Annotated in this window: 15 protein-coding genes; 11 read left to right on the top strand and 4 right to left on the bottom strand. The window is 27.4% G+C overall.

Translation table 11 applies throughout. From position 1 onward, the window contains the following. Positions 1–296: 296 nt before the first annotated feature. Genes modA through ACQPUY_RS01350 form a run of 3 tightly spaced genes read left to right on the top strand, consistent with a single transcriptional unit; the run spans position 297 to position 2,857 of the window. The gene (modA, locus tag ACQPUY_RS01360; protein ID WP_430839091.1) at positions 297–1,097 is read left to right on the top strand and encodes a molybdate ABC transporter substrate-binding protein; all 801 of its coding nucleotides are present in this window, start codon (positions 297–299) and stop codon (positions 1,095–1,097) included. A gap of 9 nt (positions 1,098–1,106) precedes the next feature. Next, a complete protein-coding gene (modB, locus tag ACQPUY_RS01355) occupies positions 1,107–1,778 on the top strand; it encodes a molybdate ABC transporter permease subunit (RefSeq protein WP_430839090.1) in 672 nt (223 codons plus the stop codon). An 11-nt stretch (positions 1,779–1,789) separates the two neighbouring features. Next, entirely contained in the window at positions 1,790–2,857 is a 1,068-nt protein-coding gene (locus ACQPUY_RS01350; RefSeq protein WP_430839089.1) for a sulfate/molybdate ABC transporter ATP-binding protein, read from the top strand. A 105-nt stretch (positions 2,858–2,962) separates the two neighbouring features. On the opposite strand, the gene ACQPUY_RS01345 is transcribed toward ACQPUY_RS01350, so the two are convergent. Then, positions 2,963–4,084: an amidase domain-containing protein gene (locus ACQPUY_RS01345; protein WP_430839088.1), complete on the bottom strand. Its 1,122-nt coding sequence runs from the start codon at positions 4,082–4,084 to the stop codon at positions 2,963–2,965. Positions 4,085–4,238: 154 nt separating this feature from the next. Here ACQPUY_RS01345 and ACQPUY_RS01340 point away from each other — a divergent pair, with 154 nt between their 5' ends. From ACQPUY_RS01340 to ymfI, 3 genes are read left to right on the top strand one after another with little or no spacing between them, the layout of a single operon-like run. Continuing rightward, positions 4,239–5,195 (top strand): metallophosphoesterase, encoded by a 957-nt coding sequence (locus ACQPUY_RS01340; RefSeq protein ID WP_430839087.1) that lies wholly within the window; start codon positions 4,239–4,241, stop codon positions 5,193–5,195. Position 5,196: 1 nt separating this feature from the next. After that, positions 5,197–6,129, top strand: coding sequence for a dipeptidase (locus tag ACQPUY_RS01335; protein WP_430839086.1), 933 nt, complete (start codon positions 5,197–5,199; stop codon positions 6,127–6,129). 20 nt (positions 6,130–6,149) lie between these two features. Beyond that, entirely contained in the window at positions 6,150–6,893 is a 744-nt protein-coding gene (ymfI, locus tag ACQPUY_RS01330) for an elongation factor P 5-aminopentanone reductase (protein WP_430839085.1), read from the top strand. 64 nt (positions 6,894–6,957) lie between these two features. Here ymfI and ACQPUY_RS01325 read toward each other — a convergent pair whose 3' ends face one another. Continuing rightward, positions 6,958–7,374: a hypothetical protein gene (locus ACQPUY_RS01325; RefSeq protein ID WP_430839084.1), complete on the bottom strand. Its 417-nt coding sequence runs from the start codon at positions 7,372–7,374 to the stop codon at positions 6,958–6,960. Between the two features lie 186 nt (positions 7,375–7,560). On the opposite strand from ACQPUY_RS01325, the gene ACQPUY_RS01320 reads away from it, so the two are divergent. The 5 genes from ACQPUY_RS01320 to ACQPUY_RS01300 all read left to right on the top strand — a co-directional run bounded on the left by ACQPUY_RS01320 (position 7,561) and on the right by ACQPUY_RS01300 (position 13,265). Further along, positions 7,561–9,759, top strand: coding sequence for a DNA topoisomerase III (locus ACQPUY_RS01320; RefSeq protein ID WP_430839083.1), 2,199 nt, complete (start codon positions 7,561–7,563; stop codon positions 9,757–9,759). Between the two features lie 104 nt (positions 9,760–9,863). Then, the gene (locus ACQPUY_RS01315) at positions 9,864–10,760 is read left to right on the top strand and encodes an alpha/beta hydrolase fold domain-containing protein (protein ID WP_430839082.1); all 897 of its coding nucleotides are present in this window, start codon (positions 9,864–9,866) and stop codon (positions 10,758–10,760) included. Between the two features lie 162 nt (positions 10,761–10,922). Next, complete coding sequence (locus ACQPUY_RS01310) at positions 10,923–11,540, top strand: hypothetical protein (RefSeq protein WP_430839081.1); 618 nt, start codon at positions 10,923–10,925, stop codon at positions 11,538–11,540. Further along, positions 11,533–11,856, top strand: a complete 324-nt coding sequence (locus ACQPUY_RS01305) for a hypothetical protein (RefSeq protein ID WP_430839080.1) — start codon at positions 11,533–11,535, stop codon at positions 11,854–11,856. Before ACQPUY_RS01310 ends, ACQPUY_RS01305 begins: the two co-directional genes overlap by 8 nt. Before the next feature lie 107 nt (positions 11,857–11,963). Continuing rightward, positions 11,964–13,265: a VanW family protein gene (locus ACQPUY_RS01300; RefSeq protein WP_430839079.1), complete on the top strand. Its 1,302-nt coding sequence runs from the start codon at positions 11,964–11,966 to the stop codon at positions 13,263–13,265. Positions 13,266–13,394: 129 nt separating this feature from the next. Here ACQPUY_RS01300 and ACQPUY_RS01295 read toward each other — a convergent pair whose 3' ends face one another. Together ACQPUY_RS01295 and ACQPUY_RS01290 are read right to left on the bottom strand one after the other, a co-directional pair. Beyond that, a complete protein-coding gene (locus ACQPUY_RS01295) occupies positions 13,395–14,903 on the bottom strand; it encodes an ATP-binding protein (protein ID WP_430839519.1) in 1,509 nt (502 codons plus the stop codon). Beyond that, positions 14,899–15,573, bottom strand: coding sequence for a response regulator transcription factor (locus tag ACQPUY_RS01290; RefSeq protein ID WP_430839078.1), 675 nt, complete (start codon positions 15,571–15,573; stop codon positions 14,899–14,901). Before ACQPUY_RS01290 ends, ACQPUY_RS01295 begins: the two co-directional genes overlap by 5 nt. Between the last annotated feature and the right edge of the window lie 343 nt (positions 15,574–15,916).

Genomic DNA, 15,916 nt, shown 5'->3' with positions numbered 1-15,916 from the left:
TAACTATATAAATAAAATAATTTTTAGAATGAGATGGAGCTTACATGAGCAATAAATATCAACATCTTAGTTTTCCAAGAACTTATTGGGGAGAATGTTAGCCATTATCTATCACTTAAATTAGCTCGGAGTGTTTTAGATGGTAGACATAGGATAAAAGTTTATTGACACTGGGTAATTTTTACATTATAATCAATGTTGTTCATTTTAGTTCTGTTTTATTATGTTTTATTTAGTTTTATTAAAATTAATGGATATTAAAATTAATAATTATTTTATAGGTAGGAGAATAAAAAATGAAAAAGAAAATTAGTTTAATTTTAAGCATGGGATTATTAGCATTCAGTTTAAGTGGATGCACTAATAATAATCAATCTTCAGACAATACAAATAATAATGAAGAAGAAGTAACCATTACTCTTGCTGCAGCGGCAAGTTTAAAAAATTGTATGGATGATAAATTAATCCCTATGTTCAATGAGAAGTATCCTAATATCAAAGTACAAGCAACTTATGATAGTTCAGGGAAATTACAAAGTCAAATTGAAGAAGGCGCAGATATAGATGTATTTATGTCTGCAGCAAAAAAGCAGATGAACGAATTGAACGAAGAAGGACTAATTGAAGATGGATCTATAGTTGAGCTTCTTGAAAATAAAATAGTACTTATTGTTCCAAAGGGAAGCGATAATGGAATAAAAAACTTTGAAGACATATTAAAATCTGATAAAATTGCTATAGGAGATCCAGCAAGTGTACCTGCTGGACAATATGCTCAAGAATTATTTGAAAATCTTAATATTTGGAATGAAGTATCTTCAAAAGCAAGTTTAGGAACTAATGTTACAGAGGTTTTAAATTGGGTTGCTGAAGCTAGTGCTGATAGTGGTGTTGTTTACTCAACAGATGCTACTTCAAATGATAAAGTTGAAGTGGTGGCAGAAGCTCCTGAAGGAAGTGTTTCTAAAGTAATATATCCAATAGGAATAATAAAGAATAGCCAAAATAAAGAAGCAGCTAAGAGTTTTAATGATTTCCTACAAACTGAGGAAGCATTGAAGGTATTTGAGTCTTATGGATTTTCAGCAAATAAATAGGAGAATGTAATGGATGTATCACCGATAATAATTTCCTTGAAAACTGCAACTGTATCAATGATTATTACGTTTTTATTAGGTCTTTTTATAGCAAGGTTTATAGTGAATATAAAATATGAAAAAGTAAAAATTATTTTAGATGGAATTTTAACATTACCATTAGTTTTACCACCAACAGTAATGGGTTTTTTCTTATTAATTGTTTTTGGAATTAATAGGCCTATAGGTAAGATGCTATTAGATTTTCTGGGAGTTAAGATAGTTTTTTCTTGGTCAGCAACAGTAATAGCTTCTATAGTAATATCATTTCCACTTATGTATCGTTCAGCAAGAGGAGCTTTTGAACAAGTGGATCAAAATTTAATTATGGCTGCAAGAACTTTAGGTATGTCAGAAAGAAAGATTTTTTGGCGTGTAATTATGCCAATGGCACTACCTGGAGTTACTTCAGGAGGTATCTTAGCCTTTGCAAGAGGATTAGGTGAGTTTGGAGCTACAGCCATGATAGCGGGAAATATTGCTAATAAAACAAGAACATTGCCATTAGCAATTTATTCTGAAGTATCAGCAGGGAATATGGATACAGCTTTAAACTATGTATTAATTGTTACTGTGATTTCATTTGTAGTTGTTGTTTTAACAAATTATTTTACCATAAAAGAAAGAAAATATTTAAAATAAGGAAGAAGCTAATGGGTTTATTTGTAGATATAAAAAAGAAGTTAAAAGGATTCTCTATTAATGTTTCTTTTGAAACAAATGGTGATTATCTTGGAATTTTAGGAGCCTCTGGAAGTGGAAAAAGTATGACACTTAAATGTATTGCAGGAGTTGAAACACCTGATGAAGGTATTATAGTGTTAAATGGAAAAGTGTTATTTGATTCTAAGAATAAAATTAATTTGAAGCCTCAAGAAAGAAATGTTGGATATCTATTTCAAAACTATGCTTTATTTCCTAATATGACGGTAGAAGAAAATATAGGAATAGGTTTTGTTGGATCTAAAAGTAAAAAAGAAAAGAAAGTAAAGGAAATGATTAATTTATTTCGTTTACAGGGACTTGAAAAAAAGTATCCAAATCAGCTTTCTGGTGGACAACAACAAAGAGTTGCTCTATCTAGATGTATAATTTATAAACCAGATATATTAATGCTTGATGAGCCTTTTTCTGCATTAGATTCATATTTAAAGGAAAAACTTCAAACAGAACTTTTAGAGCTTCTGAGATTGTATGAAGGTGAAGTACTGATGGTTACCCATAGTAGAGATGAAGTTTATAAATTTTGTAAAAATATAGTTGTAGTTGAAAAGGGAAGTTCTATTTTAATTGGTAATACTAAAGATATTTTTGAAGATCCTAAAATTAAAGAAGTAGCAATTCTTACGGGATGTAAAAACATTTCAGGGTGTGAAGTAATAGCTGATAATAAGGTTTATGCTTTAGATTGGGATATTACTTTGGAAGTAGAGAAGGCATTGATGGATAATATAAATTATGTAGGAATTAGAGCACATAGTTTTGAAATTATTGATAATATCCACGAAAATAATAATAAAAATATTATAGAATGTAAAATAAATAAGATAGTAGAAGATGTATTTGAATATAACATAATGTTTGAAAATAAAAATTCAAATATAAAAAGTGATAACAATATAATTTTATATAAGGTAAAAAAAGAAGAGTGGGATAATAGAAAAAATAAAGAAACTCTATATTTAAGATTGCCTGAAGATAATTTGTTATTTTTAAAATAGAATGATTGTAAATTAAGGGGCTGTCGTATACAGCCCCTTAATTTAATATTTTTAAGTAATTTGTTTCAACTTACTCAATAATTATGCATTATTAACAATTAATAATTAATAATGAACATGTATAAGGTGAAATTTGATATTATCGTTACTCCAACCTAAGTCATAAGGAACTAAAAGCCTATTAGTATTATGACAAGTTACAAGAGGATATCCTTTAGAATCAAATCCTGTTACTGTAGATACATGAGTTATTCTTCCTTTCTTTTCATATGCTACGAAATCACCTGGTCTCATATTAAAAGCAGCTTTATAAATTTGTTCATAGGATCCTTTAGCAATATAGGAAGCTCTACCACTGTTAACCATATAATTTTTAAAGCCTTGAGCATTTAACCAAGCTTTTGTACCTGCTTTACCTGCATAGTTCCATGCAGAATTTTTCTTGAATTCTCCTCCTTCAAATAAGATTTGAGAAGCAAAATTTGCACAATCGCCACCATCAGGGTTATGATCTTTATAATTAGAATTATATTTAAATGTAAATTCTTCATCTTCAGAAACTCCACAGTATTTATGTGCGTAATCTATTGCATTTTGTATTTTTTCACTAGGAGTATATTCTGGAGAGTTTTGGTTTAATATATATTCTTTTATTTCTTCAGATTTTAAATTCTTTAACTCTAAAGAATCTGCAAAGGGATCGGTGTACCATTCCTTAGTTATAATATATTTATCTTCTTGCTTTTTTAAATTTAAATAATGATTAGTTCCAAGTCTAAAATGATTAATAGTTTCAGGACTATCTATGTAATAATAATTAAAATCGGTTGCTACATCACAAATAACACCATAAAGGTTAGGTTCTTTTTCAGCAACTTTTCTAATTCTTACTATAGACTTTATATCTTTAAATTTAACAGCTTGCTTTTCTGACCAATTAATTAAATACTGAGTTTTTTTAGCTTCGCTTTCATAGGCCCATAAGCTAACTTTAATGTCTAAATCATAAAATCCCTTAAGGAGTTCAGTGTCAGCTGAAACTATGGCAGCGTTTCTTTGTGCAAATAAGTTTTCTAATAAATCCTTAAATTCTTTTTTTACTTCATCAGAGGAATAATCTACTTTAGAAGAATTAGATTCATCTTCTAATGCTAAGCAAATGGATATAGGAATTATATTAAAAATAAGCAAGGTAATTAAGATTATATTAATAAATTTCAACTTCACAAATTTCTTTCCCCTTTCGTTTAAACTTTATATGTAGTTTGTACTAAAAGAATTAAATTTATATATAAGTTATGATTATTTAAGTAGGATGTTTTTAGCAAAAAAGTTATATAAACCATATAATATATATAATTAATTTTTAAAAGGTAGTTAAATGAAAAGGTTAAATCATTTATATGAAAATTCAAAGGAAGTTAAATTTGGAGATGATGATAATTTTGTTTTTATTTCTGATGTCCATAGAGGTGATGGAACATATTACGATTCTCTTTTGCCTAATAAAAATATATATAAAACTGCATTATCTTATTATTATAGAAAAGGCTTTACTTATGTAGAAGTTGGAGATGGAGATGAACTATGGAAAAATAGAAATTGTAATGATATTTCGTATATTTATAATGACATTTTCAAATTATTAAATAAATTTAAAGAAGAAAATAGAATTTATCTTATTTATGGTAATCATGATATAATAAAGAATAGGGAAAGCTTTTATAATACTCAATACAGAGCTCTTAAAAAAGTAGGTAAAAATTATGGGAAAAACTTTTTAAAATTTATAAAGGATATAGAGTTTTTTGAAGGAATAAATTTTAAATATATTCCAGTTAATGAAAAGTTTTTAGTAACTCATGGTCATCAAGCAGATCCAATGAATTCAACTTATTGGTTATTATCTAGATTCCTTGTAAGATATGTATGGAAATTTTTAAATGGACTAGCTGGCTTTAATGATCCAACCAGTCCTGCTAAAAATAATAAAAAAGGTAGTAAAGTTGATAGGAAGCTTGAAAAATGGTCAAAAGATAGCTGTAAAATGATACTTTGTGGACACACTCATAATAGTCGTATGCCAGAATGTAAAGAGCCACCTTATTTTAATGATGGATGTTGTATATTACCTTATGCAATTACAACAATAGAGGTTGAAAAGGGAAAGATAGCTTTAGTTAAGTGGAATATAGAATCTCAAGAATCAGGAGTTTTATGGGTTAGAAGAAAAGTTATTACAGGACCTAATAGTTTAGAGGATTATTTGCTATGGGCAAGAGATGAAAGAATAAGAATGATAGAAGAAAAGAAGGAAGAAAGATTAAGGAGGGAATAATATGTATTCAATTGATTTACACTGTGATACTGCAAGTAGATTACTATATGAAAATTTCAAATTAAAGGAAAGTGAATGTAAGGTAGATATTAAAAAACTAAAAAAAGCTAATGCAAAAGCTCAAGTTTTTGCTCACTTTATAGAGTTAAATATTGTAGATAATCCTTATACTGAATTTAAGAAAATGTATAGTAATTTCATGAAAGAATTAGAAGAAAATAAAAATGATATAGAGTTAGTTACAAATTTATTAGAATTAGAAGAAGTAAATAATAAAGGTAAGATTGGAGCATTTCTATCTATAGAAGAGGGAGAGGTTTTAGAAGGAAAGATAGAAAGAGTAAAAGAAATTTATGATATGGGAATTAGATTTATTACTCTAACATGGAATTTTAAGAATAGTATTGGATATCCTAATGCTGGATTTAAATATAAAGATTATGGATTAACAGAAAAGGGAAAAGAAATAGTTGAAGAAATGGAGAGAGTGGGAATTATACCAGATTGTTCTCATTTATCAGATGGAGGGTTTTATGATTTGGTCGATATATGTAAAAAGCCTTTTATTGCAACCCATTCAAATGCTAGATTAATTACAGATCATTCAAGAAATTTAACTGATGAAATGATAGTTAAACTTGCAAATAAGGGGGGAGTTATGGGATTGAATTTCTGTGCGCCTTTCTTAGGAAATGAGAAGGTACCTTCAATTAATTCAATGATATCTCATGTAAAACATATAAAGAACGTTGGTGGTATAGATGTACTAGCACTTGGTACAGATTTTGATGGAATAGGAAATGAAGTTGAAGTTGAGAATATAGGTGAAATTGGTAAGTTAAGAGATGCATTATTAAAAGAAGGATTTACTAATTCAGAAATTGATAAGATCTTTTATGGAAATATTAAAAGAGTACTTAAGGAATGGTTATAATTTAAATTAAGGAGTTAAAAATGGAAAACTTACAAGGTAAAATAGCATTAGTAACAGGAGCCTCAAGAGGAATTGGAAAGGCTATAGCTATAGAATTAGCAAAAGAAGGAGCTACAGTAATTATAAATTATTCTAAGGATGATTTATCTGCTGAAGAAACACTTAAGGAAGTTCAAGATATAGGTGGATATTGTAAATTGTATAAAGGTGATATATCAAATTATGATATATGCAAAGGTATGATAGATTATATAATAGATACATTTGGCAAAATAGATATATTAATAAATAATGCTGCAGTATCTTTTAGAGGATTATTTATGGATTTTTCAGAAAATAACATAAATGATATCTTTGAAATAAATGTATTAGGAGCTATGTACTTAAGCAAAGAAGCAATTCCGCATATGATTAATAGAGGAAAAGGTAATATAATAAATATTTCATCTATATGGGGTGAGGCTGGAGCGTCATGTGAAGTCTTATATTCTAGTACTAAGGGAGCTATTAATTTATTTACAAAATCACTTGCTAAAGAAGTAGCACCGATGGGGATAAGAGTAAATGCTATAGCACCAGGTGTGATTGATACAGAAATGAATTCATTTCTATCAAAGGAAGAAAGAGAAGAATTAGAGGAAGAAATTCCATTTGGCAGATTCGGAAGTCCTATGGAAGTAGCTAAAATGGTAACTTTTTTATGCAGTGATAAGTGTGAATATTTAACTGGGCAAATTATAAAAGTAGATGGTGGAATGGTTTAAGTGATATCGCACAATTGAAAATGAATAATGTATTATACATTAATGGGCTGTTTGTAACAGCCCATTATTTTGATTTTTTAGCTTGTTTTGAGTATTTTTTATAAAGATTTTTTATAGCTAATATAATTAGTTTAATTAGAAGATAAATTAAGAATATATAAATAAAACCGTATAGTCCATAGACAATATCAGCAAATTCCATATTACCTCTATTTGTTAGCTTTTGTTGGATTTCTATTGCAAAGACTATAACTATCATTACTGTGAATGTGTAGATAAATGAAATTGCAGTAATACTATATTTAGCTAGTTGTTTAAATATAAGTTGAGTAAAAGCAAATATAAAAATACCAATTAAAGCCATAAATATAAAATGAAGTTGTTTATCATTTAATTGATAACCTGCAATGTTTACAATATCTAATACTTTGTCATGTAAATCATTTATAAAACTTGCTGTTAATTTTAATATTTCTACCATAAACTTGTCCTCCGTTAGATGTTTATGGTTATTATATCATAAAATAACAATAATTCTAACTCTATGGTATAATGACTTTAGTGCTATGGCACAATTAAAAATGAAAAATTATTGATATAATTTTTTATTTTTAATTAATAATTCTTAATTTGCTGTCCTTAAGGCAGCGCCAGAAAGGATATGAATATGGGAAAAATACTAGTATTAGCAGAAAAACCCTCGGTAGGTAGAGATATAGCAAAGGTTTTAAAATCTAATGTAAATAAAGGAGCTTATATTGAAGGAAATAAATACGTTATTACCTGGGCTTTAGGACATTTAGTTGGACTTCAAGATCCGGAAAGATATGATGAAAAATATAAAACTTGGAGTATGGAAACTCTTCCAATGTTACCTAATAATATGAAACTAACAGTTTTGAAGAAAACATCAAAGCAGTTTTATGAAGTTAAGAAACTGTTAAATAGAAGTGATATTGAGGAAATAGTAATTGCAACTGATGCTGGAAGAGAAGGAGAGCTTGTTGCAAGATGGATAATTGAAAAAGTAGGAGTTAAAAAGCCTATTAAAAGACTTTGGATATCATCTCAAACAGATAAGGCTATTTTAGAAGGTTTTAAAAATTTAAAGCCAGGAAGTGAATATGAAAATTTATATAAGGCAGCAGTTTGTAGAGCAGAGGCAGATTGGATAGTTGGACTTAATGCTACAAGGGCATTAACATGTAAGTACAATGCTCAGCTATCAGCAGGTAGAGTTCAATCACCTACATTAGCGATGATAGTAGATAGAGAAGAAGAAATTAAAAACTTTAAACCTAAGGAATATTTCACTATATATACTAAAGGCAAGGATATAAGTTTCCAATGGACGAATAAAGATAATAATTTAAGAATATTTAATGAAGAATTTGCCAATAAAGTAGTTAATAAAATACAAGGACATGATGCAAAGATAGCTTCAATAACAGAAACTCCAAAGAAAAAGTTCTCACCAGCTCTTTACGATTTAACAGAGCTTCAAAGAGATGCAAATAAGATATGGGGCTATTCAGCAAAGCAAACTTTATCAATAATGCAAAGACTTTATGAAAATCATAAGATATTAACCTATCCAAGAACTGATTCAAGATATATTTCTACAGATATAGTTGCAACTATACCAGAAAGATTAAGAGCTATATCAATAGGTGAATATAGGTTGGCTACATCAGATATACTTAAGAAAAAGATTAATGCTAATAAAAGTTTTGTAGATAATAGTAAAGTAAGTGATCACCATGCTATAATACCAACAGAACAAAAACCAAATTTAAGCAATTTAAGCAGTGAGGAAAGACATATATATGACCTTGTTGTAAAGAGATTCTTAAGTGTACTTATGCCTCCTTTTGAGTATATACAAACTAATATAAGAGCAGAAATAAATGGAGAAGATTTCATTGCTAAAGGAAAAGTAATTAAATCTAAAGGATGGAAGTCATTATATGATAAGGAATATTCTGAAGAGGATGTAAATGATGATGAGTTAAAGGAACAGGTTATTCCTAAACTTAGCCAAGGTGATTTAATAAAAGTAAATAAAATTGATTTAATTAAGGGAGAAACTAAGCCACCAGCAAGATTTAATGAAGGAACACTTTTATCTGCAATGGAAAATCCTCAAAAGTATGTAAATGTAAATAAGGAAGCAGCTAAAACTTTAAATGAAACAGGAGGACTTGGAACAGTTGCTACAAGAGCTGATATAATAGAAAAATTATTTAATTCATTTGTTATTGAAAAGAGAGGAAAAGAAATAATTCCAACTTCAAAAGGAAAGCAACTTATAGATTTAGTTCCTAATGAGCTTAAGTCACCTTTACTAACAGCAAAGTGGGAAAAAAGATTAGATGAAATAAGTAAGGGTAAGCAAAATCCAAATGCTTTTATTAAAGAGATGAAAAATTACGCAATTGCATTAGTTGAGGCAGTAAAAGAAGACAATAGTAAATTTATTCATGATAATAAGACAGGAAAAAAGTGTCCTAATTGCGGTAAATATCTTTTAGAAGTAAAAGGTAAGAATGGTGTTATGAATGTTTGCCAAGATAGGGAATGTGGATATAGGGAAAGTGTAAGTAGAATTACTAATGCTAGATGTCCTGAATGTAAAAAGAAACTAGAAATCAGAGGTCAAGGTGAAGGAAAGATTTATGTTTGTACAGGAGCAAATTGTAACTTTAGAGAAAAGGCTTCACAATTTGAAAAGAGATTTGATAAGAAGGGAAAAGTTGATAAAAGAGAAGTAAATAATATTATGAAAAAAATGAAAAAGGAAGCAGAAGACTTTAATAATAATCCTTTTGCAGCTCTTCTTGGTGAAATGAAACTTGATGATAAATAATTAATATAATATTATTAAATTAGGATATATAGTGTACTGTATATCCTATTATTAAATAATTAAAAGTAATACTTTGCTATATACAATAGAAAGAAGGTTTAATCATGTATACATATGAAGAGTTTAAGGAAAATGAAATTATGTTAGAAGGAATGAAAACCTTAGATATGAATGATGAAGAACTTGAAAGTTTATATATTCCTGATGTTGAATATGTTAATTATGACGGAATAGGAAGAGTTCTTCAAATATTAGTTCCAAATAAGAGAGTTAATAAAGATGAGAAATATCCATTGTTAGTTTATGTTCAAGGATCAGCTTGGCATAAACAAAATGTTTATTCTCGTATTCCTCAATTAGGTTATGTTTCAAGAAAAGGATATGTAATTGCAATTGTACAATATCGTGAAAGTGATATTGCTCCGTTTCCAGCTCAAATTCAGGATACTAAAACAGCAATACGTTTTTTAAGAAAACATGCTGATGAATATCGTATAGATACAAATAATGTGTTTGTTTGGGGTGACTCATCAGGTGGTCATACAGCCTTATTAACAGGATTAACTGAAGATATTAAAGAATTAGATAATAATCTCTATCCTGAATATTCCTGCAATGTAAATGGGATTATTGATTTCTATGGTGTTGTTGATATTCGTATGACTGATGGCTTCCCTAACACAGATAATCATCAACAAGCAGATAGTCCAGAAGGATATCTTTTGGGGAAGGTTAATGTTTTAGAAAATATGGAACTTGCGACTAAAACTGTTCCGATGGAGTATTTGGAACATGACATTCCACCAATTCTTATGATTCATGGAACGAAAGATAGAACTGTTTCTTTTAAACATAGTATTGAGTTATATAAGGCACTTAAAGAAAATAATAAAGAAGTTGAATTTTATCGTTTAAGAAAAGCAGATCATGGGGGACCAGCTTTTTATCAAGATAACGTGTTAAATATTGTAATTGGATTTGTTAATAAATATAGAAAATAAGATGGATTCATTTTTCATACATCATTAATGGAAATAACTAAGGTGTTCTTATAGTGACTTAGTTATTTCTTTTTTTTATAATAATATCAATGTTATAAGCATAGAATTTAATAAACATAACATAAGTATTAAAGGGTAATTTGAATGAAGGGAGGAAAGTGTTTGGTACAAGAATTGGAAGAAAAAACATATATAAATGATGAAATGTTTTTAACAAATGGAATAAAAGCATTTATTAAGGATTATGAAATAAATATTAGGGATGTTAGTATAAAGGAAATTTTATATATTAAAAGATATTATGAAGCAAAACTATATACTATTAGATATATTAAATCTAAGAGAAGTGAGTTCAAAGAGAAAATTAATTTTATTGAAAATAATATAATATTGCTAAATAATACTTTAAAGGAATTAGAAATCGAAAAAGATATAAGATTGAAAAAAATCAATGAGGATAGTGAAATTAGTAAGGAAAAGCTAGAAGATATTACAGATGCTATATTAGAAAGTAAAAGAATACGAGATATTGAAATTAAAAAAGTAAATTATATAAAGGAACAATTTGATAGTTTTAATAAATCATCCTTAGAAGAGGAAAATTTAGTTTATATATTTTTAACATATATAAAAAGAGAATTTAATAAAGAAAAAAGAAAGATAGTTAATGCTTTAAATTTTAATAGTCTAGAGGATTTAGAGTTAATATTGAATTTTGAGCATTTAACATTAATAACTAAAAAAATGCAATTTATAGAGGAGGAGTTATTAGGTGGATAACTATTTATGGGAAGATACAATAAAGGGCAGTGTCAAAGAAAAGCTAAAACTACTTTATAAGGATGTTGTAATTGATGATATAAAAGAAGAGGTATTAAAAAGTAAAAATGAAGTAATACAAAATATTAATGAGATTAGTGAAAATAAAAAGGTTAATAAAGAAATTTTAATTAAGTTAGATCAATTACTAATAATTGTAGATATGATTGAAAATAAGGAAGAAAAGGATTTGAAAAGTATTGTTTTTAATAATAAGTTACTGTTAATTTCAAATATCGTATTATCTATTTTACTAGTTACAAGTTTCTTTATATAAAAAATAACCAAAAGATAATTGTAAAAAAAATCAAATAAATATATAATATATTAAGACCATAGATTTACAGAATTGGTATGAGTTATTTAAAAAGAAGGGAGATTGAGATGGATAATAATATTACACCACAAACAAATGAAGTAATTAATAAACCAAAGAATAAAGTAAAGAAAATAGTATTCTTTGTAATATTAGCTATTGTTATATTGGTTGGAGCAACTGTTGCCTATTTAAGTATAGAAAATAGAGAACTTGTAAATTCCTATAATGATAAAGTATATCCAGGAACCTTTGTCTTTGATGAAGATGTTTCAGGATTAACTAAAAGTGAATTGCATAATGTTTTAGAGGAAATGGTAAATGATATTTCATCAAGAAAGATAAACATTTCTATAGGTGATAATACTTTTGAAGAAAGTTATTTAGATTTTGATACTACTATAGATTATGAAACTTTTGAAAATGAAGTATTAGGGTATGGAAAGGATATGAGTTTTTTTGAAAAGCTTAATCTGATAAAAAAACCTGAAAGTAAAACTTATGAGTTTAATTTAACATATAGCGATGAAAAGATTTCTACATTTTTAGATAAGGTAAATGAACAGGTATTAGTTAATCCTACTGATGCAGGAGTAACTATAAGCAATGGAACTGTAAATATTACACCTAGCGCAATTGGATATGAGTTAAATAAAGAGGATTTAACTACCAAAATAGAAACAGCATTATCTGATATAAATGGAGAAAATTTAGTCTCAATATCTGGACAACTTAATGAAGTACAACCATATATAACTGCAGAAGCATTACAATCAGTAGATACTAAGATTTCTTCTTATACTACTCATTTTCCAGCAGGACCTAGTGGAACTAATATAACAAGAGGAGCTGGAATGATAGGTAGTAGAGTGCTTATGCCTGGGGATGAATTTTCAACAGTAGAAGCTATAGGACCTACAACAGTAGATCGTGGATTTGTATCTGCTAATACTTATCTTAATGGTAAAGTAGTACCAGGCCTAGGTGGTGGAGTGTGTCAAATATCTAGCACTATTTATAATGCAGAGTTAAGAGCAGGAATTATTCCAACTTATAGAATGAATCATGAAATGACAGTATCATATGTACCACAAGGGTTAGATGCAACTATTGGTGATGAATGGCCAGATTTGATTTTTGAAAATCCATATGATTATCCTATAGTAGTAAATGTTTATTCTGATGGTTCTGGATCTATTACAGCAGAGTTTTGGTCAAATAGCCAAGCAACAGCTGGAATAACTTACGAACCAAAGGCTTATCAAACTGGTACTTTATCAGCAGATACTTATTTATATGGATATAATTCAGCTGGTGAACAAATATCAGAAGTATATATAGATAGTAGTGTTTATAAACCTTTTAGCTAATAAAAATAATCACAAAAGCTTATTCTTATTAGATTATAAAAAAGAGGAATTCATATTTAGAATTCCTCTTTTTTAGTTTGAAGATATATTGAAAAGTTTTTAAAATAATTTCAAACTAATAAATAAATGTTATATTAGTTCAACATCATCAGCTTTTTTTAATGTAAATTCAAATTTTACTCCATCTTCTGTATTATATAAAGAGTAGGAGCTTTCATGTAAATTTAAAATTCTTTTAACTATAGCAAGACCTAAACCATTACTATTATTTGAGGAATTTCTAGCTTTATCTATTCTATAAAATTTATTATATAAGTTATCTATTTCTTCTTCAGGAATATGAATACCCTTATTTTCGATTGACAAGTTTAGTAAGTCATCAATACAATTTACTTCTATTATTACATTATTTCCATTTGGCGTGTATTTAAGTGCGTTGCTTATAAGGTTAGTTATTACTTGCTCTAATTGAAAAACATCACCTATAACATAACAATATTCTAAATCTGTATTAAGCATTATATTAATATTCTTTGAATCAAATTCTAGTTTAAAGCTCTTAAGTAATTTTCGAATTAATCTTAAAATATTAAATTTTTCTATTACTAGTTCTAAATTACCTGATTCTAGTTTTGATAGCTCTAACATATTTGTTACTAATTTATTCATTTTATGTGATTCATCAATTATAGTTTCAAGATATAATAAGGCATCTTCACCAGTAGCTATTCCATCTTTTAATCCTTCAGCATAGCCTTCAATTATACCTATAGGGGTTTTTAAATCATGGGAAACACTTGCAACAAAGTCTTTTCTCATTTCTTCAAGTTTACGTTCTTTTTCAATATCTTCTTCAAGTTTTTTATTTTTAAGTTTCAAATCATCTAATGTATTTTTCAAGGTCGATGATAAAAAGTTTAGCGTAATAGCAAGATTTCCAATTTCATCTTCAGAGGTTTCTTCACATTTTACAGTAAAGTCCATAGCGGACATTCTTTTAGCTACTTTATTTATATTCACTAAAGGTTTTGATATTAAGTTTGCATAAACAGAAGATAAAAATATTCCAATTACACTAAAGCCTAAAAATAAATAAATATAAAACTCTCTTATCACAACATTAGCTTCATGAATAGGTTGCATTGAAGACACAGTTACTATAATAGAGTCATTTTTTGAATTTAAAGACATTGGAGCTACAATACCAATTTTAGTAGTATTACTAACTTTGTTTTCAAAAACACTAGCTTGTGCTTTACCAGTAGTAAGAACTTTATTAATAAGAGATTTATCATTAATAAGTTCTGAAAAGAATGAAGTTAATGTATGCAAATCATCACTATTTGTATTATTATAATTAAGTAAAAATTTAAGTTGACCGTCTGTAGAAAAAATAGCAATTCTAGAATTTGTTTCTTGTTCAAATCTAAATAAAGCTGTTTTTAGATTATTATAGTCTGAAATATCATAGGAATAAATTTCACTAAATTTTGTTGTTTCTCTTGTTAAATCTTTAATTTTTTTACTTAAATAGAAATCTTCAAAAAATAAGATTTGAAATAGCATACTAATAATTAATACTATAAAAATTAATCCAAATGTTATTAAAAATAATTTTTTTGAAAGACTAAATTTAATTTTTTGCTTCAAATCTATATCCACTTCCTCTAACTGTAATTATATATGAAGCCTTATCCCCAAGTTTTTCTCTAAGTCTTTTTATATTTGTATCTACAGTTCTTAAATCCCCATAATAATCTAATCCCCAAACATTATCTAATATGGTGTCTCTAGATAAAGCTATACCTTCGTTTTCACATAAGTATAGTAATAACTCGAATTCTTTAGGAGAAAGGTTTATAATTTCATCATTAATCTTAACTTCATGAGATAATTTGTTAACAGTTAAACCATCATATTCATTTAAGCTAGAAAAGGTTTCTTCTGATGTTCTTTTAAGTAGAGCTTTTACTTTAGCAATTAATACCTTTGGAGAAAATGGTTTAGTCATATAATCATCAGCACCCATTTCATAACCAAAAAGTTTATCTTCTTCTTGTCCCTTTGCTGTTAGAAGAATTACAGGTACAGAAGAAACTTTTCTAATAGTTTCAAGAACTGTTATTCCATCTACTTTAGGCATCATAATATCTAGGATTACCAAATCTATTTTATTATTTATAAAGTAGTTAATTCCTTCATCCCCGTCACATGCTTCTATAATATTGAAACCTTCTTTTAGAAAATAATCTCTAAGTAAAAATCTTATACGAGTTTCGTCCTCTATTAAAAGGATATTTTTTTTCATAAAAGTCCTCCTCTTTTATTTTTTAGTAAATTATAAAAATGTTACCCTGTGAATAATGTTTTATAATTTCCATCATTAAGCCTCGAAGTGTGCTATATAAGGATGCGATGACTTGGAACGAATGTGACAGAATAAGCAAATTTATATATCACACTTTTTTTTCTTGTTATATTTATTATAAATGCCAATAAAAATATGGTAAAGTCTTATTATAAATTATTTAAATTAAATAAGACAAATTATGTAGATAATTACTATAAACATGGATATAATTATATTGTTATATTTTTAATGTAGTCATATTATATTTTAAATAAACAAGATAATATGAGGATGGGTGGAC

Source organism: Clostridium nigeriense (genome assembly GCF_050585245.1).
In the GTDB taxonomy this organism is placed as follows: domain Bacteria; phylum Bacillota; class Clostridia; order Clostridiales; family Clostridiaceae; genus Clostridium; species Clostridium nigeriense_A.
The sequence above is the reverse complement of the archived record's forward strand: the minus strand, read 5'-3'. Positions and strand labels throughout refer to the sequence as shown.

Excerpts from the sequence above, each read along its gene's own strand:
- ACQPUY_RS01340 (WP_430839087.1), top strand. The coding sequence starts at position 4,239 with ATGAAAAGGTTAAATCATTTATATGAAAATTCAAAGGAAGTTAAATTT.
- ACQPUY_RS01315 (WP_430839082.1), top strand. The coding sequence starts at position 9,864 with ATGTATACATATGAAGAGTTTAAGGAAAATGAAATTATGTTAGAAGGA.
- ACQPUY_RS01290 (WP_430839078.1), bottom strand. The coding sequence starts at position 15,573 with ATGAAAAAAAATATCCTTTTAATAGAGGACGAAACTCGTATAAGATTT.
- modB (WP_430839090.1), top strand. The coding sequence starts at position 1,107 with ATGGATGTATCACCGATAATAATTTCCTTGAAAACTGCAACTGTATCA.
- ACQPUY_RS01300 (WP_430839079.1), top strand. The coding sequence starts at position 11,964 with ATGGATAATAATATTACACCACAAACAAATGAAGTAATTAATAAACCA.
- modA (WP_430839091.1), top strand. The coding sequence starts at position 297 with ATGAAAAAGAAAATTAGTTTAATTTTAAGCATGGGATTATTAGCATTC.
- ACQPUY_RS01325 (WP_430839084.1), bottom strand. The coding sequence starts at position 7,374 with ATGGTAGAAATATTAAAATTAACAGCAAGTTTTATAAATGATTTACAT.
- ACQPUY_RS01350 (WP_430839089.1), top strand. The coding sequence starts at position 1,790 with ATGGGTTTATTTGTAGATATAAAAAAGAAGTTAAAAGGATTCTCTATT.
- ACQPUY_RS01320 (WP_430839083.1), top strand. The coding sequence starts at position 7,561 with ATGGGAAAAATACTAGTATTAGCAGAAAAACCCTCGGTAGGTAGAGAT.
- ACQPUY_RS01335 (WP_430839086.1), top strand. The coding sequence starts at position 5,197 with ATGTATTCAATTGATTTACACTGTGATACTGCAAGTAGATTACTATAT.
- ymfI (WP_430839085.1), top strand. The coding sequence starts at position 6,150 with ATGGAAAACTTACAAGGTAAAATAGCATTAGTAACAGGAGCCTCAAGA.